This window comes from Leclercia sp. LSNIH8 (genome assembly GCF_002920195.1).
GTDB lineage: Bacteria > Pseudomonadota > Gammaproteobacteria > Enterobacterales > Enterobacteriaceae > Enterobacter.
The window spans coordinates 583588-601753 of record NZ_PQJY01000002.1 but is presented as its reverse complement, the minus strand read 5'-3'; the positions used below and the strand labels follow the sequence as shown (position 1 = coordinate 601753).

The window sequence follows — 18166 nt, the reverse complement described above, 5'->3', positions numbered from 1 at the left end:
TCCCGCTTCTTTTTTCAAAAGAGTAATTTATTCTTTTTTCAGTCAAAAACCACACTAACGTTGTGATTTTTTTCTCTTCCTCTCCGGATATGATATTTCCACACCAATAACAAACGCCTGCACCTCTCTGGCTCATTATCGCTGATGAGCAGATATCCATAAAAAATAACTGTTTACCCTACAAAATAAGCGAGAGCCTAATGGATACGGCGACAAATAATAGCGTAATTGTGAATGACTCACCGGCAGCAAGACGGGCTGGAATGAGCGAGAGTGAATGGCAAGAAGCAATTAAATTCGACAGCAATGACACCGGTTGGATAATCATGAGTATCGGCATGGCAATCGGTGCCGGTATTGTTTTTCTCCCGGTCCAGGTGGGATTAATGGGCCTGTGGGTTTTTCTGCTCTCTTCCATCATTGGTTATCCGGCGATGTATCTCTTTCAGCGCCTGTTTATTAATACGCTGGCGGAATCACCGGAGTGCAAAGATTACCCGAGCGTGATCAGCGGTTATCTGGGTAAAAACTGGGGCATTCTGTTAGGAGCGCTCTATTTTGTCATGCTGGTCATCTGGATGTTTGTTTATTCCACGGCGATCACCAATGACAGCGCCTCTTATCTGCATACCTTCGGCGTGACGGACGGTTTGCTGTCAGAAAACCCGTTCTATGGCTTATTACTGATCTGTATCCTGGTGGCGATCTCATCCCGGGGTGAAAAACTGCTGTTTAAAGTCTCCAGCCTGATGGTGCTCACCAAACTGCTGGTGGTGGCGGCACTGGGAGTCTCAATGATTGGCATGTGGCACCTCTATAATGTTGGCACGCTGCCGCCGATGGGGCTGCTGATCAAGAACGCCATTATTACCCTGCCGTTTACTCTCACCTCTATTCTGTTCATTCAGACCCTAAGCCCAATGGTGATCTCCTACCGCTCCCGCGCAAAATCGATCGAAGTGGCACGGTACAAAGCCCTGCGGGCAATGAATATTGCGTTTGGCATTCTGTTTGTGACGGTCTTTTTCTACGCGGTCTCTTTTACCCTGGCGATGGGGCATGAGGAAGCGGTCAAAGCCTATGAACAGAATATTTCCGCCCTGGCAATTGCTGCGCAGTTTATTAGCGGTGATGGCGCGGGTTGGGTAAAAATCGTCAGCGTTATTCTGAATATCTTCGCTGTGATGACGGCTTTCTTTGGCGTCTATCTCGGCTTTCGTGAAGCGACGCAAGGCATCGTGATGAATATCCTGCGCCGCAAATTTCCGGCGGATAAAATCAATGAAACTACCGTACAGCGCGGCATTATGGTGTTTGCCATACTGCTTGCCTGGAGCGCCATTGTATTAAACGCGCCTGTGCTGAGTTTCACCTCTATCTGCAGCCCTATTTTCGGCATGGTGGGCTGTTTAATTCCGGCGTGGCTGGTCTACAAGGTCCCTGCGCTGCATAAATACAAAGGCGTGTCGCTGGTGATTATTATTATCACCGGGCTACTGCTTTGTGTTTCTCCTTTCCTCGCTTTTTCCTGATGTGCAATAAAGGTCGTAACGATGTCTGAGCAAATAAACCCTCTATGGAACCTGTTTATTCACGCGGTGCAGGAAGAGGTTAAACCTGCCCTGGGATGTACAGAGCCTGTCTCGCTGGCGCTGGCCTGTGCCATCGCGGCTGAACAATTAAGCGGAGACATTACGCAAATTGAGGCGTGGGTTTCACCGAATTTAATGAAAAATGGGCTGGGTGTAACGGTACCGGGTACCGGCATGGTTGGCCTGCCTGTTGCGGCTGCGCTGGGGGCGATTGGGGGTAATCCCCGGGGCGGGCTGGAGGTGTTAAAAGATGCTTCGCCCGAGGCGATTGCCCGCGCTAAAGCGTTACTGGCGGCAGGAAACGTGCAGGTAAAACTGCAGCAACCCTGCGACGAAATCCTCTATTCCCGCGCCACTGTCTATGCCGGGACGGAATCGGCAAGCGTCACCATTGCGGGAGGGCATACGCGGGTCGTGCAGATCAGCTATCAGGGCGAAACACGCTTTATGCTGGATGAGCAGCCGCAGTGCTCTGGCGGCGATCCGCTGAGGGTGCTGTCGAACACGTCGCTGTCGCAGATCCTGGAGTTTATCGAGCATGTTCCGTTTTCCGCCATTCGTTTTATCCTGGAAGCCGGGCATCTAAACGACGCGCTCTCCCGGGAGGGATTAACCGGCAAATGGGGACTCCATATTGGCGCGACGTTGCATAGACAGCAGGCGCGTGGCTTTATCGACCAGGGGTTAGGATCGGAGATAATCATCCGCACCAGCGCCGCGTCAGATGCCCGAATGGGCGGCGCGACACTGCCCGCCATGAGCAATTCCGGCTCGGGTAATCAGGGGATCACGGCAACGATGCCAGTTCTGGTCGTGGCGGAATATCTTCAGGTTGATGAAGAAAAACTGGCGCGGGCGCTGATGCTTTCGCACCTGTCGGCGATTTATATCCATTACCAGCTTCCTCGCCTGTCGGCATTGTGCGCTGCGACGACCGCGGCCATGGGGGCGGCAGCCGGTATGGCATGGCTGCTGGACGGGGGCTATAAGGCAATTGAGATGGCAATCAGCAGTATGATTGGCGACGTCAGCGGAATGATCTGCGATGGAGCATCGAACAGCTGCGCGATGAAAGTCTCAACCAGCGTCAGCAGTGCCTGGAAATCGGTAATGATGGCGCTTGATGATTGCGCCGTGACCGGCAATGAAGGGATTGTGGCGCACGATGTTGAACAGTCCATCGCCAATCTGTGCTCGCTCGCATGCCGTTCGATGCAGGCAACGGATAAACAGATCATTGAGATAATGGCGGAGAAAGTCGCCTGAAATAGCGGCCTCTCCTTGTGCAGGGAGAGGCCGCCTGTTCAGACCGGCAAATCGATCAACAGTGCACGCAGCGGCGTGTCAGCCACCAGGGTGATATTCGCCTCGTCGCGAATAAACGCACCATCTCCACAGGTCAGCGCTTCGCGCTCCTCAGCGGGCGTTTGCGCATGTACCGTGCCGTGAATAGATTGCAGGTAGGCGCGCGGGCCATGCAGCTGAAAACTCAGACGCTCCCCTTTATCCAGCTCGATATGATGCAGCCATACCTGCTGGCGGAGCTGCAGGCTGCCTGCGCTGCCATCCGGCGAGGCCAGCAGCTGCTGTTTGGCATCCAGCAGATCGATCTTCTGGAGCAGCGGATTTTCCCGCTCCGGGCAGGCATCCAGCCACAGTTGCATCCGTGTCAGCGACTTATCTTTGCTGAGGTTATGTTCGCTATAGCTGATACCTGGCTGGGTGGCTATCAGCAATGCTTCACCGGCTTTCGCCTGGACATGGTTGCCCTCGCTGTCGCGATACTCTGCTTCGCCTTCAAGAATGAGGTTCAGGATATCCACTTTTGGATAGGTACGCGGCTGGAACGACGCTCCGGGTGCAAGTACCTCCTGGTTCAGTACACGTAAAGAGGCATAGCCCAGCAGTTTCGGGTCAAAGTAGTGTCCAAAGGAAAAGGTGTAGCGGGCCTGCAGCCAACCGAAATCGGCTTGTCCGCACTGTTTAGCTGTTCTTGTCGTAATCATAAAACTTGACCTCTCTTTACACTAAAACAATGGTAAAGGTATGGACGCTGCATTGTTAGCCAGATATTCTGCCCGGTATGTTCAAATTTCCTGAATGAGAACACCATGGCTAAAGAGAGAGCATTGACCCTTGAAGCACTGCGTGTGATGGACGCGATCGATCGACGCGGTAGCTTCGCCGCAGCAGCGGATGAACTGGGGCGCGTGCCATCTGCCCTGAGTTACACCATGCAGAAACTGGAAGAAGAGCTGGATGTGGTGCTGTTTGACCGCTCTGGTCATCGAACAAAATTCACCAATGTCGGACGCATGCTGCTGGAGCGCGGGCGCGTGTTGCTGGAAGCGGCGGATAAACTGACTACCGACGCCGAAGCGCTGGCCCGCGGCTGGGAAACGCATCTGACGCTGGTCACCGAAGCGCTGGTACCCACCACTGCGCTCTACCCGCTGGTGGATCGCCTGGCAGAAAAAGCCAATACCCAGCTTTCTATTATCACCGAGGTGCTTGCCGGGGCATGGGAGCGCCTGGAGCAGGGCCGGGCTGATATCGTGATCGCGCCGGATATGCACTTCCGCTCCTCGTCCGAAATCAACTCCCGCAAGCTCTATACCGTGATGAATGTCTATGTCGCCGCACCGGATCATCCGATTCATCAGGAACCCGAGCCGCTGTCGGAAGTGACCCGCGTAAAATACCGCGGCGTGGCGGTGGCCGATACCGCCCGCGAGCGCCCGGTATTAACCGTTCAGTTGCTTGATAAACAGCCGCGCCTCACCGTCAGCACCCTGGAAGATAAGCGTCAGGCGCTGCTGGCCGGGCTGGGTGTGGCAACCATGCCGTATCCGTTCGTTGAGAAAGATATTGCCGAAGGGCGGCTGCGGGTGGTAAGCCCGGAATACACCAGTGAAGTGGATATTATTATGGCGTGGCGTCGTGACAGCATGGGCGAGGCCAAATCCTGGTGTCTGCGCGAGATCCAGAAGCTCTTTACCCAGAAGTAATGTCTATTGTAGGCCCGGCAAGCACAGCGCCGCCGGGCAGTGCCTCAGCGGTTTAGCAACGGATCCGGCCCAAACCGGTTTTCACCTTCCGTTCCGCGCTGGCAGTTGAAGATCAGAATAATGATCCAGCCGAGCACCGGGATCAGCACCAGCAGCAGCCACCACGCCGAACGATCGGTATCATGCAGCCGACGAAAGAGCACGGCCCACGATGGCAGAAGTACCAGCAAGCCATACACGGTGGTGATAATGCCTTCGCCGCCAGCCCGCTCCCAGCCCAGCATTTTGTCGATCAGCCCCAGCACACAAACCAGAATGAAGTTCACCAGAGTAAACATCCAGAACTCTTTGCGGCGGGCGCGCCCTTTAAACCCGATATAATTTCGCAGTACTTTCAGATACCAGTCCATTTCTTGTGGCCTCCGCAGCAATTAATCACTTGTTTTTTAAGCGATCCACTAAAGCATAGACGGGAAAAAAAGGGGGGTAAAGGGCGCCAGAAAAGCGCCCCTGAGGTTTAGCCGAAGCGGACGTCGCGCCCGTGCGGTTCAGTCAGATCCTGCCACGGGCCAATGGAGATAATGCCCGTCGGATTAATGGTTTTATGGCTGCGATAGTAATGGTTACGGATATGGTCAAAATCGACCGTCTCCGCAATCCCCGGCATCTGATAGATGTCGCGCAGGAATCCGTACAGGTTGAGGTAATCGCTGATCCGGTGTTTGTCGCACTTGAAGTGGGTCACGTAAACCGGGTCAAAGCGCACCAGTGTGGTCCACAGACGGATATCGGCTTCGGTCAACTGGTCGCCGGTGAGATAGCGGTGCTGGCCGAGGATCTGCTCCAGTCGCTCCAGCGAGGCAAAAACATTGGTCACGGCTTCGTCGTAGGCTTCCTGGCTGGTGGCAAACCCGGCCTTATAGACGCCGTTGTTCACGTTGTCGTAAATCCAGCTATTCAGGTCATCAATTTTATCGCGCAGCGCGGGCGGATAAAAATCGCCTGCCCGGGCGCCGTGGGCATCAAACGCGGTGTTAAACATGCGGATGATCTCGGCTGACTCATTGCTGACGATGGTCTGATTTTTCTTGTCCCACAGTACCGGAACGGTAACGCGGCCGGTGTAGTGAGGATCGGCGCGCAGGTAGAGCTGGTAGAGAAAATCGTGGTGATAGAGTGAATCGCCAGTGGCCGCCGGGAAATCATCGCCGAAAGTCCAGCCGTTCTCCAGCATCAGCGGATGCACCACCGAGACGGGGATCAGCGATTCCAGCCCCTTCAGGGCGCGGACGATCAGGGTGCGATGCGCCCACGGACAGGCCAGAGAAACATAGAGGTGGTAACGATCTTTCTCCGCCGCAAAGCCGCCTTCGCCGCTTGGGCCAGGCGCGCCGTCGGCGGTGAGCCAGTTACGGAAGGCCGAAACAGAACGTTTGAAACGTCCCCCGGTTGATTTGGTGTCATACCAGGTATCCTGCCAGACGCCGTCTACAAGTTGTCCCATCTTTTCCTCCTTAGATAGCAAAAGCGAGGAGAAATCTCCTCGCTTTTTGATTCAGTATAGCGTGCTTACCACTTCTTATTCAGGACGCGGTCGATGCTGTATGCACCCGGGCCGGTGATAGCCAGCAGCAGGTAACCGCCTGCGATAGTCAGGTTTTTCATGAACATCAGCGAGTTCACCCCTTCCGCAAAGTTGCTGTGGAACAGGAACGCGGTCAGCAGGGTAAAGCCTGCGGTGAACAGTGCGGTAGTCCGGGTCAGGAAACCGAACAGAATGGCCAGGCCACCACCCAGTTCAAGCAGAATGGTCAGCGGCAGCAGGAACCCCGGAACGCCCATCGCTTCCATATACTGTTGCGTGCCGGCGTAACCCCCGATTTTGCTCCAGCCTGCGGTAATAAACAGGATTGGCATCAGAACGCGCGCTACCAGTACACCAACATCTTCTAATTTTTTCATCTTACTCTCCAGGGAACCACTTGGGCTGTAAATACTATTTGTTGTGCAAAATCGGGCGGATGCCGCAGTCTCGCTGTCGATGGAGAGAATCATAAACGGGGCGAATGGGGATTGTTAGCAAGGAAAACTGTCAATCTTCTTCAAAGATATTGAGTAATGTGAAGGGAAGGAATGGATAAAAGTAAAGCGCCAGGAGGCGCTTTACAGGGTGAGGCAGGGTAAACGTCAGCGGGTTTCTTGTTTGCGGAGCTGCTGCTGGGTAAGGGTGGTTTTAATCATCTTCCACGCGCTCCAGATGCCCAGACCGCGGCGCGCCCAGCGGATCAGCATATTCGGATGGCGCACGGCCCTCACTGCCAGAAGGCTGCTCCCTATCAGCGCCCACGCCCGCAGGTTCAGAAACATATTCCACCCGCGGTCATAGCTGTGCGTGGCTTCCAGCCAGTCACGGCTGCCGACCGACAGATCCAGCCGTTGCTGCTGGATCTGGCTCAGCAAAAATGCCTTTTCTCGCTCACGTTCCGCTCGGCTTCTGCTCACTTTTTGTCATCCTCCAGCAGTGACCGGTCGTTGGCGAGTTCCTTACGGGTATGATGTAGCAGGGTCGACTGGCGCACTTTGCGCATCGTCCATATTCCCCCTATCAGAGCAGCAAGCAGCAGCACCACGGTGGTGCCAATCATCACATTAAGACGATACTGCGGATCGACTGCCCAGATAATCAATACCATCAGGCTCATCAGGCCAAAGGCGGCGAAGAGCATGGTTAACCCCAGCATCAGTAGCAGCTGGAAGAGATTCGCTTTCTCTTCTTCCAGTTCGACCACTGCCAGCCGGATACGCGTCTCTGCGATGCCGACGAGAGTAGTCAAAATCCGCTGTCCGATACCGAGAACGTTTTTTGCGGGCCCTTGTGGTTGACGTGAATCTTCCATAATTAACGTCGCGTAAGCAGCATGCCGATGACAACACCAACCGCAGCACCGATACCTACGCCGGCCCACGGATTCTCACGCACATACTCATCAGCGCGCGCGGCGGCCTCACGGGTCTGTTTCGCCAGTGCATCGCTGGTTTCGCCCAGACGATAGCGGCTTTCGTGCAGGGCCTGCTCCGCTTTATTACGCAGTTTGCTCAGCTCTTCTTTCGACTTATTGCCAGAGGAGCTCAGTACCTCTTCCAGGGTATCCGCCAGGGACTTCAGTTCAGCGCGTAAATGGTCTGACGTGGTATCTTTTGACATGATTCTCTCCTGTTACGATGTCCGTTAAATCAGTAATCGCGAGACTCCAGCGCTTTCAGTTCGTTCTGCGCTTCTTGCAGTTTCTGCTCACGTTTGGCAACTTTGTCTGCATCGCCTTTCTCCTTTGCCTCCGCCAGATCCCGGCGGCGTTCAGCAATCTCTTCTTTCTGTTCGGCAATCTTGCGCTGGTGATCGGCGCGCAACTTGTCGTCGGAACAGTTCGCTTTTACTTCGCTCAGCGCTTTATTCAATCCGTTGATTCTGCTCTGATTGTTATGCTTTTCAGCGTAACTGATCTCGCGTTGAATATCCTGTTCCTTCTCCTGACAAAGAGACGAAGCGAACGAAGCTGTGCTCAAAGAAAAAAGGGCGAGGCCCAGGGCGATGCGGTAATTCATTGTTGAAACCTTCCATTGTTTTCGACGTAACCTGCGGAAATGTCGAATTCCAGAGTTGTGCGGAGTACGTGTGAGAGGTGCTCCGCGTACTTAAGCATAGTAAGTAAACGGGGATATCACCAAAGTAAGTGAAAAGATTCAGATTAGTGGAAATTTAGCCTAACAGACGTGATGTATCACGCAGACGGGTCAGCCAGACCACCGCCTGATTGTCATTATCCTGTTGAGCAATGATATAGCCATGCGGCAGGCTGCGATCGAGCACCTTCTTCGCGGCAGCGCTCTGTACGCTGGAGTCGAAGGTGATCAGCAGCACATCTTTCTGCGGGGTAATACTTTTGAACTGAATGCCGTTGGCATCCAGGTGATGCCAGATGGAGAAACCATCCGGCATGCTGACGCCCTGATTGACCGCGCGGATCGCCAGCGTCGATTCCTGTTTTTGCAGCGCCGCCCAGGCCAGCAGCAGGGCGCTGAACATCACCAGCGCGACCATGGCGTAAGAGAGACGGCGCATTGACGCGTTAGGATTGGCCATGTCGTTAGCCCTGACTTCCATGTTTTTTCTTCCAGAGAACCACCAGCGAACCAATCAGCCCGAACACCAGCAGCACGACTGGCAGCAGCATCAGGCAGGACATCAGCTGATCTTCATATTTCAGGAACACCGGCGTTTTGCCGAGCAGATAACCCAGCGTAGTAAGGATCAGCACCCACAGCAAGCCACTCATCCAGTTAAAGAACTGAAAGCGCGTGCTGCTAAGACCAGACAGACCGGCAATGGTTGGCAGCAGGGTGCGGACAAAGGCGATAAAGCGGCCCACCAGCAGCGCAGAAAGCCCGTGCTTGTGGAACAGGTGATGCGCCCGCTGATGATAGTGTGCCGGCAGGTGCGATAGCCAGTTCTGCACGATACGCGTATTGCCAAGCCATCGCCCCTGGATATAGCTCAACCAGCAGCCGAGGCTGGCGGCAATGGTCAGCAGCAGGACGGTTTGCGGAAATTGCATTGCCCCTTTTGCGCACAGCACACCCACCAGCACCAGCAGACTATCGCCAGGCAGGAAAGCGGCAGGAAGCAGACCGTTTTCAAGAAACAGAATCATAAACAGGACAAAATAGAGCATGCCAATCATGGACGGATTGGCCAGCGTTTCGAAATCCTGAGCCCATAAGGCATTAAGTAGTTGGGTCAAAAGTTCCATTCAGTGTTCCTGGAAAGCGGTTAACGACGCACCTGTCAACCGGGTCAAACAGCACGGCGACATTTTTTATAATTTCATTATGGTCGCTCGCGCACACAGTGTGTGGCCAAACTGTTCCCTGTTAAATGGCTAAGTAAGCAAGCACTAACTAACAAGCTAAACGGCAAATTGCATCTAATTGTAACAAACGCCAATGGGATCCGTCACAGTATTTGCATGTACCGCAGATAGATTTTGTCTTAACCCAGGGAGGAGACGCGAGGCTATTTACAAAGGCTGACACTATATATGTTTACTTACCCACCGTGGCCGGAAGGCGCAGCGAAGCGCCTGCCGATGCGTGAAGAAAACTATTTTGCGTGACTGACGGCGCTATCGAGGTGAACCACCGGATTCTCAGCAAAAAGATAGCGGTCAGCGTTAAATTCGAAGTCGTCACTGGTTTCATTGAACAACATCTGTTTGGTGTTCTCGAGGTGCTGCCACATCGCCACTTTTGCTGCATGCGGGTCTTTACGAATCAGCGCCTTAAGGATTTGGTCATGATCGTCACACCAGTTATCCACGGTGCGGGAATCGATGTGATCGTGCAGTTTTTTCCAGTACGGGTTATGAACGCGCTGAGTCCACATTTTTTCGACGATTGCCGCAAGCGCGGTGTTTTGCGTCGCCAGCGCCACCTGGACATGAAACTGCAGGTCCCACTCGGAGTCGCGGAAGCATTTCTCTTTACGCGCGTTGTCCTGGATCTCCATCAGCTTCATGATGTCCTGCTTGGTCACCTGCGTCGCCGCAAACTCGGCGATATTACTCTCAATAAGCTGACGAGCCTGGAGCAGCTCAAAGGGACCGTAATTGGCAAATTCCAGATTTTCTTCCGGGGCCGGGGAGTGTTTTGGCTGGCTGGAGATAACATGAATGCCGGAACCTTTACGCACTTCAACATAGCCTTCCACTTCCAGCATGATGATGGCTTCACGAACCACGGTGCGGCTTACGCTCTTCTCATCAGCGATAAAACGCTCGGCAGGTAATTTGTCGCCTACCAGATAAACGCCTTGCTCGATGCGCGATTTCAGCTCGGCAGCAAGTTGCTGATAAAGACGACGGGGTTCGTTGATTTCCATATGCGCTCCAGGCAGGGTATGGCTAATGATTTGTTATACCACTTTTACCCCTTTCTCTCCAGATTTGACCCGCAAAAAAGCCGCTCGGGGGCGGCTTTTATATACCAGGTCGCGCTTCGCTTGCGCGCCCTGGCGGTTTAGTAGGCCGGGTAAGCGAAGCGCCACCCGGCAATAAATCTAGCTCTGAGTCGCGGGCCTTCCAACGGACTCTTGCAACAGCTCCTCTGCGGACTTGCTTTTCAGCACCGTCCAGATAAGCACCGCCCCCAGCAGGTCGAAGACAGCCAGTACTGCGAACAGCGGGCTAAAGCCGATGGTGTCAGCCAGCGCACCGACCACCAGGGCGAACAGGGTGCTGGCGGTCCAGGCTGCCATCCCGGTCAGGCCGTTAGCGGTCGCCACTTCGTTACGACCGAAGACGTCAGAAGAGAGGGTGATCAGCGCACCGGAGAGAGACTGGTGCGCAAAGCCCCCGACGCACAGCAGCGCAATTGCGACATAAGGGCTGGTGAACAGACCAATCATCCCCGGGCCAATCATCAGCAAGGCACCCATGGTCACAACCATCTTACGGGAGACAATCAGGTTCACGCCGAACCAGCGCTGGAACAGCGGTGGCAGGTAACCCCCGACGATACAGCCCAGGTCTGCGAACAGCATTGGCATCCAGGCGAACATGGCGATCTCTTTCAGGTTAAAGCCGTAAACTTTAAACATGAACAGCGGGATCCAGGCGTTGAACGTCCCCCATGCAGGCTCAGCCAGGAAGCGCGGCAGGGCGATACCCCAGAACTGACGGGTACCCAGGATCTGCAGGACAGACATCTTCTTGCCGTTATTGGTCTGGTGCTGGGACTCCTGGCCGCCGATGATGTAGTCGCGTTCTTCATCAGAGAGCTTCTTCTGATCGCGCGGGTGTTTGTAGAAGATCAGCCAGGACATCGCCCAGGCGAAGCTCAGCACGCCGGAGAGAATAAACGCCAGCTGCCAGCTGTGCATCACGATAGCCCACACCACCAGCGGCGGAGCAATCATCGCGCCGATAGAAGAACCCACGTTGAAGTAGCCCACCGCGATGGAACGCTCTTTCGCCGGGAACCACTCGGAGGCCGCTTTCAGACCTGCAGGGATCATCGCCGCTTCCGCAGCACCTACCGCGCCACGGGCCAGCGCCAGACCACCCCAGCTGCCTGCCAGCGCGGTTGCGCCGCAGAAGATGGCCCAGGTGACGGCGAATACGGCATAGCCAACTTTCGTACCCAGAATATCCAGCACGTAGCCTGCTACCGGCTGCATGATGGTATAAGCCGCGGAATAGGCCGCGATAATATAGGAGTATTGTTGCGTGGAGATATGCAACTCTTCCATCAGCGTTGGCGCAGCCGCCGCTATGGTATTACGCGTCAGGTAGCCCAGCACGGTGCCGAGCGTCACCAGTGCGATCATGTACCAACGTAACCCTTTAATTTTACGCATGTAAAACCTCATCGTTATGTTATTGCCGCACCGGAGTACGGGCATCTCTATGCATTGCGTGAGATGTTTTCAACGGGAGGGCGTAACCGGGAATGCTCCCGGTACGGCCCGAACCTTGCCATAAGTAACGTGCATAATTCGGTATCCTTACCGCTGAGTCCGACGCCTGTGGCACCGGTAATGCATTCCGTCGGCTTATAATTTGCGACGGCAGAACGATAACTTGTCATACAACTTTAAAAGGTGAGTGACATCACAAATGTGTCAATAATTGTAAGGGTAATGTCGAGGCTGCGTCAGGCCAGAGCTGGCGCGGTGTTGAGCGGTGTTTACTCCTTTGGGCGTAGATTATTTGTCGACGTTTATTGATCTAACTCACGAAAAAATCATCGGCCTCTGGAAATTGGTGTGATAACTTTGCAGCATCTGAACATTGCTGTTTTCTGACGTGCCCGTTAAGAGGATGACGACATGACTCCGTTTATGACTGAAGATTTTCTGTTAGATACCGAATTTGCCCGCCGCCTGTACCATGATTACGCGAAAGACCAGCCGATTTTCGACTACCACTGCCACCTTCCGCCGCAGCAGGTTGCCGAAGATTACCGTTTTAAAAACCTGTATGACATCTGGCTGAAAGGCGACCACTACAAGTGGCGCGCCATGCGTACCAACGGGGTGGCTGAACGCCTCTGTACCGGCGACGCGTCTGACCGTGAAAAATTCGATGCCTGGGCCGCGACCGTGCCGCACACCATTGGTAACCCGCTCTACCACTGGACCCATCTGGAGCTGCGCCGTCCGTTCGGGATCACCGGCAAGCTGCTCTCTCCGTCTACCGCGGATGAGATCTGGAACGAATGTAATGAGCTGCTGGCCCAGGATAAATTCTCTGCCCGCGGCATCATGAAGCAGATGAACGTGAAGATGGTCGGTACCACCGACGATCCGATTGACTCTCTGGAGCATCACGCCGTTGTCGCGAAAGACAGCTCGTTTGACGTCAAAGTGCTGCCAAGCTGGCGCCCGGATAAAGCCTTCAACATTGAGCAGGCGACCTTTGCCGACTACATGGCGAAGCTGAGTGAAGTCTCTGATACCGAGATCCGCCGTTTCGGCGATCTGCAGACCGCGCTGGCGAAGCGTCTGGATCACTTCGCGGCTCACGGCTGTAAAGTGTCTGACCATGCGCTGGACGTGGTGCTGTTTGCTGAGGCGAACGAAGCCGAGCTGGACAGCATCCTGGCGCGCCGCCTGGCGGGTGAAACCTTGAGCGAGCATGAAGTGGCGCAGTTCAAAACCGCAGTGCTGGTCTGGCTGGCGGCAGAATATGCTCGTCGCGGCTGGGTGCAGCAGTACCACATTGGCGCGCTGCGCAACAACAACCTGCGTCAGTTCAAGCTGCTGGGTGCCGATGTCGGTTTCGACTCCATCAACGACCGTCCGCTGGCGGAAGAGCTCTCCAAACTGCTGAGCAAACAGAACGAAGAGAATCTGCTGCCAAAAACCATCCTCTACTGCCTGAACCCACGCGATAACGAAGTGCTGGGCACCATGATCGGTAACTTCCAGGGCGAAGGGATGCCGGGCAAAATGCAGTTCGGTTCCGGCTGGTGGTTCAACGACCAGAAAGATGGCATGGAGCGTCAGATGACCCAGCTGGCGCAGCTTGGTCTGCTGAGCCGCTTTGTTGGCATGCTGACCGACAGCCGCAGCTTCCTTTCTTATACTCGCCATGAATATTTCCGCCGCATTCTGTGCCAGATGATTGGCCGCTGGGTCACCGCGGGCGAAGCGCCTGCCGATATCCAACTGCTGGGCGAAATGGTGAGAAACATCTGCTTTAACAATGCGCGCGACTACTTCGCTATTGAACTGAACTAAGGCCGTCTGAGGTTGATATGCAATACATCAAAATCCATTCGCTGGATAACGTTGCGGTCGCGCTGGCCGACCTGAGCGAAGGCCTGGAAGTGACGTTTGACAACCAGACCGTCACCCTGCGCCAGGATCTGGCGCGCGGGCACAAGTTTGCCCTGCAGCCGATTGCCAAAGGGGAGAACGTTATCAAATACGGTCTGCCTATCGGTCATGCCCTGGCGGATATCGCGGCGGGTGAATTTATTCACTCCCACAATACGCGCACCAATCTGAGCGATCTGGATGAGTACAGCTATCAACCTGAGTTGCTGGCTGAGAGCCGCCAGGCGGCAGATCGTGACGTTCAGATCTACCGCCGCGCCAGCGGTGAGGTGGGGATCCGCAATGAACTGTGGATCCTGCCCACCGTCGGCTGCGTCAACGGCATCGCCCGTCAGATCCAGAGCCGCTTCCTGAAAGAGACTAACCAGGCGGAAGGCACCGACGGCGTCTTCCTGTTCAGCCACACCTACGGCTGTTCCCAGCTAGGTGACGACCACATCAACACCCGCACCATGCTGCAAAACATGGTCCGCCACCCGAACGCCGGGGCGGTACTGGTGATTGGCCTCGGTTGTGAAAACAACCAGGTGGATGCCTTCCGTGAAACGCTGGGGGATTTCGACCCTGCCCGCGTTCACTTTATGGTGTGCCAGCATCAGGAAGATGAAGTGGAAGCCGGTCTGGAGCATCTGCATGAGCTGTATGAGGCGATGCGCCATGATAAGCGTGAGCCAGGCAAGCTGAGCGAGCTGAAGTTTGGTCTGGAGTGCGGCGGCTCGGATGGGCTGTCCGGCATTACCGCTAACCCGATGCTGGGTCAGTTCTCTGATTATGTCATCAGCAACGGCGGCACCACCGTGCTGACCGAAGTGCCGGAGATGTTCGGTGCCGAGCGCATTTTGATGAGCCACTGCCGCGATGAAGCGACGTTTGAAAAGACCGTCACCATGGTCAACGACTTCAAGCAGTACTTTATCGCCCACAACCAGCCGATTTACGAGAACCCATCCCCGGGCAACAAGGCGGGCGGGATCACCACGCTGGAAGAGAAATCCCTCGGCTGTACCCAGAAAGCGGGTGCCAGCCAGGTGGTGGACGTCCTGCGCTACGGCGAGCGGTTGAGCACGCCAGGTCTGAACCTGCTAAGCGCGCCGGGTAACGATGCCGTTGCTACCAGCGCCCTGGCGGGTGCAGGCTGCCATATGGTGCTGTTCAGCACCGGTCGCGGCACCCCGTACGGCGGCTTTGTGCCAACGGTGAAAATTGCCACCAACAGCGAGCTGGCGGCGAAGAAAAAGCACTGGATCGATTTCGATGCCGGTCAGCTGATCCACGGCAAAGCGATGCCGCAGCTGTTAACGGAATTCGTGGATGTGATTGTGGATATCGCCAATGGCAAACAGGCCTGCAACGAGAAAAACGACTTCCGCGAGCTGGCGATCTTTAAGAGTGGTGTGACGCTGTAGGTGTGGTGTCGGGTGGCGCTAACGCTTACCCGACCTACGAACCAAAATCAGGCCCGGTAAGGCGTAGCCGCCACCGGGCTTTTTTATTAACTACGTAAAGCGTTCTTAGCCAGACGCGCATCTTCAGCCTGACACGCCGCGGCGGTGAACAGCACGTCGGTAGAGGAGTTCAGCGCGGTTTCGCAGGAATCCTGCAGCACGCCAATGATAAAGCCCACTGCCACAACCTGCATCGCCACTTCATTTGGAATACCGAACATGTTACAGGCCAGCGGGATCAGCAGCAGAGAACCGCCCGCAACGCCCGATGCACCACAGGCGCACAGCGATGCCACGACGCTCAGCAGCAGCGCGGTCGGCAGATCCACCGGGACACCCAGAGTATGCACCGCCGCTAAGGTCAGCACGGTGATGGTGATCGCCGCACCCGCCATATTGACGGTCGCGCCCAGCGGAATAGAGACAGAGTAAGTGTCACGATCCAGGTTCAGCTTCTCGGCCAGCGCCATGTTCACCGGAATGTTTGCCGCAGAGCTGCGGGTAAAGAAGGCATAAACGCCGCTCTCACGCAGGCACATCAGCACCAGTGGGTACGGGTTACGGCGGATCTGCCAGAATACCAGCAGCGGGTTAATCACCAGTGCCACCAGCAGCATACAGCCAATCAGCACCAGCAGCAGTTGCGCGTAGCCCCACAGAGTATCAAACCCGGTTGTCGCCAGCGTGGAGGAGACCAGGCCGAAGATACCGATCGGCGCAAAGCGGATCACCACTTTCACCATAAAGGTCACCGCGTTGGACATATCGTTAACCAGGTTTTTGGTGGTCTCGTTACCGTGGCGCAGGGCAAAGCCCAGACCAATGGCCCACACCAGAATGCCGATGTAGTTAGCATTCAGCAGTGCGTCGATCGGGTTAGAGACCATGCTCATCAGCAGGCCGCGAAGCACTTCCACGATGCCCGATGGCGAAGTGATATCACCCGCCGCAGAGGTGAGGTGCAGCGTGGACGGGAAGAGGAAGCTAAAGACCACTGCTGTCAGCGCGGCAGAGAAAGTACCCAGCAGATAAAGGAACAGAATCGGGCGAATGTTGGTTTTCTGGCCATGCTGGTGGTTGGCAATAGAGGCCATAACCAGCATCAGCACCAGTACCGGTGCGACGGCTTTTAACGCGCCAACGAAAAGCGTGCCGAGCAGGCCGGTAGCAATGGCCGCCGGTTTGGAAACCAGTGCCAGTAAAATACCCAGCACCAGGCCTACCAGTATTTGTTTAACAAGGCTGCCCTGCGTCAGACGCGCGAGCAGACCAGAAGATTGTGTGGTCATAGGAAATTCCTTCAGTGAAATTGCGTTCCGTCCCGGAGATGCTCTCAGGCACTTATATTCCGGTTAGAGGTGTGTGTTTGTCAGGATGAGTATATTGAATGCGTGAAGTCTGGGAAGAGCAAAATGCTGGAATTTACGTACTGCGTCATATTTTTTAACTGTCTTGTTACATTTTTGCCGGGTAGCGCGTTTTACTCCGCTGCGTGTTGTAATGCCGGGTGGCGCTGCGCTTACCCGACCTAAAAAACCGTAGGCCCGGCAAGCGTCGCGCCGCCGGGCACCAGACCGCACAATCCCTTACTGGATCTGCCGCTTCTTATCGTTCTGGTGGTTCACCCAGGCGTTGATAAGCAGGGTCACAACCAGGATGCCAAACACCACGCCCAGCGAGATGGCGATCGGGATGTGATAGAAATCGACAATCAACATCTTAATGCCGATAAAGACCAGGATCACCGACAGACCATACTTCAGCATTGAGAAGCGCTCCGCCACGCCCGCCAGCAGGAAGTACATCGCACGCAGGCCGAGGATCGCAAACAGGTTTGAGGTCAGCACGATGAACGGGTCAGTGGTCACCGCGAAGATCGCCGGAATACTGTCGACCGCGAAAATCACATCGCTCAGCTCCACCATGATCAGCACCAGCAGCAGCGGCGTGGCAAACAGCAGGCCGTTTTTACGCACGAAGAAGTGCTCGCTTTCGATGGTGTCGGTCATACGCATATGACCACGCAGCCAGCGTACCAGCGGCTTCTCGCCAATACCGGTTTCATCTTCCTTCGCCAGCGCCATCTTCACGCCGGTAAAGAGCAGGAAGGCGCCGAAAACATAGAGCAGCCATTCAAACTGGGTAATGAGCCAGCTACCGGCAAAGATCATGATGGTACGCAACACGATCGCGCCCAGCACGCCATACACCAGCACCCGACGCTGCAAGGCTGCAGGCACCGCAAAATAGCTGAACAGCATCAGCCAGACGAAGACGTTATCCACCGCCAGGGCTTTTTCAATCAGATAGCCGGTGAGGAACGCCAGCGCCTGGGGATCGGCCACCGCGCGGCCTTGCGTAATGGAGAGATACCACCAGAAGGCGGCACAGAAGAGCAGGGAGAGCGTGACCCACACCAGCGACCAGGCGGCCGCCTGCTTCATGGTCATGCCATGCGCGCCGCGCCGACCCTGCAAAAAGAGATCGATCGCCAGCATGATGACCACAACGATGGCGAATCCTCCCCACATCAGCGGAGTACCGACAGTATTCATACAATTTTCCTTCCACAAAAAAAACGGCTAACGTCAGAAGACGATAGCCGTTGCGTTTTTTGTGCATAGACCTCGCCTTCCGGCAAGGTCTCACTTACAACAAGAAAGGAATACGCTCACGTATTCCTTTTTCGTTGCCCGGCGACCGGATGCGGTATTACACGCATCGTAA

The 18166-nt window shown here is 55.2% G+C and carries 19 protein-coding genes; 5 read left to right on the top strand and 14 right to left on the bottom strand.

Annotated elements, in window-relative coordinates:
• Window positions 1–200: 200 nt before the first annotated feature.
• Together C3406_RS07820 and C3406_RS07815 are read left to right on the top strand one after the other, a co-directional pair.
• Entirely contained in the window at window positions 201–1532 is a 1332-nt protein-coding gene (locus tag C3406_RS07820) for an SLC5/6 family protein (protein ID WP_103824898.1), read from the top strand.
• Window positions 1533–1553: 21 nt separating this feature from the next.
• Window positions 1554–2858, top strand: coding sequence for an L-cysteine desulfidase family protein (locus tag C3406_RS07815; protein WP_103824897.1), 1305 nt, complete (start codon window positions 1554–1556; stop codon window positions 2856–2858).
• Window positions 2859–2896: 38 nt separating this feature from the next.
• Here the strand turns inward: C3406_RS07815 and C3406_RS07810 are convergent, their stop codons facing one another.
• Window positions 2897–3598 carry a pirin family protein gene (locus tag C3406_RS07810; protein ID WP_103824896.1) on the bottom strand — a complete coding sequence of 234 codons (702 nt, stop codon included), beginning with the start codon at window positions 3596–3598 and terminating at the stop codon, window positions 2897–2899.
• Between the two features lie 105 nt (window positions 3599–3703).
• Between C3406_RS07810 and yhaJ the strand changes: the two genes are divergently transcribed.
• Window positions 3704–4600: a DNA-binding transcriptional regulator YhaJ gene (gene yhaJ / locus C3406_RS07805; RefSeq protein ID WP_103177135.1), complete on the top strand. Its 897-nt coding sequence runs from the start codon at window positions 3704–3706 to the stop codon at window positions 4598–4600.
• 44 nt (window positions 4601–4644) lie between these two features.
• Here yhaJ and C3406_RS07800 read toward each other — a convergent pair whose 3' ends face one another.
• From C3406_RS07800 to C3406_RS07750, 11 genes are all read right to left on the bottom strand, one after another.
• Window positions 4645–5010, bottom strand: coding sequence for a DUF805 domain-containing protein (locus C3406_RS07800; RefSeq protein WP_103824895.1), 366 nt, complete (start codon window positions 5008–5010; stop codon window positions 4645–4647).
• A gap of 107 nt (window positions 5011–5117) precedes the next feature.
• Window positions 5118–6104, bottom strand: a complete 987-nt coding sequence (locus tag C3406_RS07795; RefSeq protein ID WP_103824894.1) for a glutathione S-transferase family protein — start codon at window positions 6102–6104, stop codon at window positions 5118–5120.
• A 65-nt stretch (window positions 6105–6169) separates the two neighbouring features.
• Window positions 6170–6562: a DoxX family protein gene (locus C3406_RS07790; protein WP_168194671.1), complete on the bottom strand. Its 393-nt coding sequence runs from the start codon at window positions 6560–6562 to the stop codon at window positions 6170–6172.
• A 225-nt stretch (window positions 6563–6787) separates the two neighbouring features.
• Entirely contained in the window at window positions 6788–7102 is a 315-nt protein-coding gene (locus C3406_RS07785; RefSeq protein WP_103824892.1) for a YqjK-like family protein, read from the bottom strand.
• Complete coding sequence (locus tag C3406_RS07780) at window positions 7099–7497, bottom strand: phage holin family protein (RefSeq protein WP_103177130.1); 399 nt, start codon at window positions 7495–7497, stop codon at window positions 7099–7101. Before C3406_RS07780 ends, C3406_RS07785 begins: the two co-directional genes overlap by 4 nt.
• Before the next feature lie 2 nt (window positions 7498–7499).
• A complete protein-coding gene (locus C3406_RS07775; protein WP_103177129.1) occupies window positions 7500–7805 on the bottom strand; it encodes an ElaB/YgaM/YqjD family protein in 306 nt (101 codons plus the stop codon).
• A 29-nt stretch (window positions 7806–7834) separates the two neighbouring features.
• Window positions 7835–8203: a DUF1090 domain-containing protein gene (locus tag C3406_RS07770; protein WP_103824891.1), complete on the bottom strand. Its 369-nt coding sequence runs from the start codon at window positions 8201–8203 to the stop codon at window positions 7835–7837.
• Between the two features lie 154 nt (window positions 8204–8357).
• Window positions 8358–8741 (bottom strand): EnvZ/OmpR regulon moderator MzrA, encoded by a 384-nt coding sequence (mzrA, locus tag C3406_RS07765; protein ID WP_103180990.1) that lies wholly within the window; start codon window positions 8739–8741, stop codon window positions 8358–8360.
• Window positions 8742–8745: 4 nt separating this feature from the next.
• Window positions 8746–9408 carry a DedA family general envelope maintenance protein YqjA gene (yqjA, locus tag C3406_RS07760; protein WP_059307126.1) on the bottom strand — a complete coding sequence of 221 codons (663 nt, stop codon included), beginning with the start codon at window positions 9406–9408 and terminating at the stop codon, window positions 8746–8748.
• 350 nt (window positions 9409–9758) lie between these two features.
• A complete protein-coding gene (gene exuR / locus C3406_RS07755; RefSeq protein WP_103824890.1) occupies window positions 9759–10535 on the bottom strand; it encodes a transcriptional regulator ExuR in 777 nt (258 codons plus the stop codon).
• Between the two features lie 177 nt (window positions 10536–10712).
• The gene (locus C3406_RS07750) at window positions 10713–12011 is read right to left on the bottom strand and encodes an MFS transporter (RefSeq protein ID WP_103824889.1); all 1299 of its coding nucleotides are present in this window, start codon (window positions 12009–12011) and stop codon (window positions 10713–10715) included.
• Window positions 12012–12482: 471 nt separating this feature from the next.
• Between C3406_RS07750 and uxaC the strand changes: the two genes are divergently transcribed.
• Both uxaC and C3406_RS07740 read left to right on the top strand, forming a co-directional pair.
• On the top strand, window positions 12483–13895 hold the full coding sequence (uxaC, locus tag C3406_RS07745) for a glucuronate isomerase (RefSeq protein ID WP_103824888.1): 1413 nt from the start codon (window positions 12483–12485) through the stop codon (window positions 13893–13895).
• Window positions 13896–13912: 17 nt separating this feature from the next.
• On the top strand, window positions 13913–15400 hold the full coding sequence (locus tag C3406_RS07740) for a UxaA family hydrolase (protein WP_103824887.1): 1488 nt from the start codon (window positions 13913–13915) through the stop codon (window positions 15398–15400).
• A gap of 86 nt (window positions 15401–15486) precedes the next feature.
• Here the strand turns inward: C3406_RS07740 and sstT are convergent, their stop codons facing one another.
• Both sstT and C3406_RS07730 read right to left on the bottom strand, forming a co-directional pair.
• Window positions 15487–16728: a serine/threonine transporter SstT gene (gene sstT, locus C3406_RS07735; RefSeq protein ID WP_103824886.1), complete on the bottom strand. Its 1242-nt coding sequence runs from the start codon at window positions 16726–16728 to the stop codon at window positions 15487–15489.
• Between the two features lie 297 nt (window positions 16729–17025).
• Window positions 17026–17994, bottom strand: coding sequence for a TerC family protein (locus C3406_RS07730; protein ID WP_103824885.1), 969 nt, complete (start codon window positions 17992–17994; stop codon window positions 17026–17028).
• Window positions 17995–18166 lie beyond the last annotated feature (172 nt).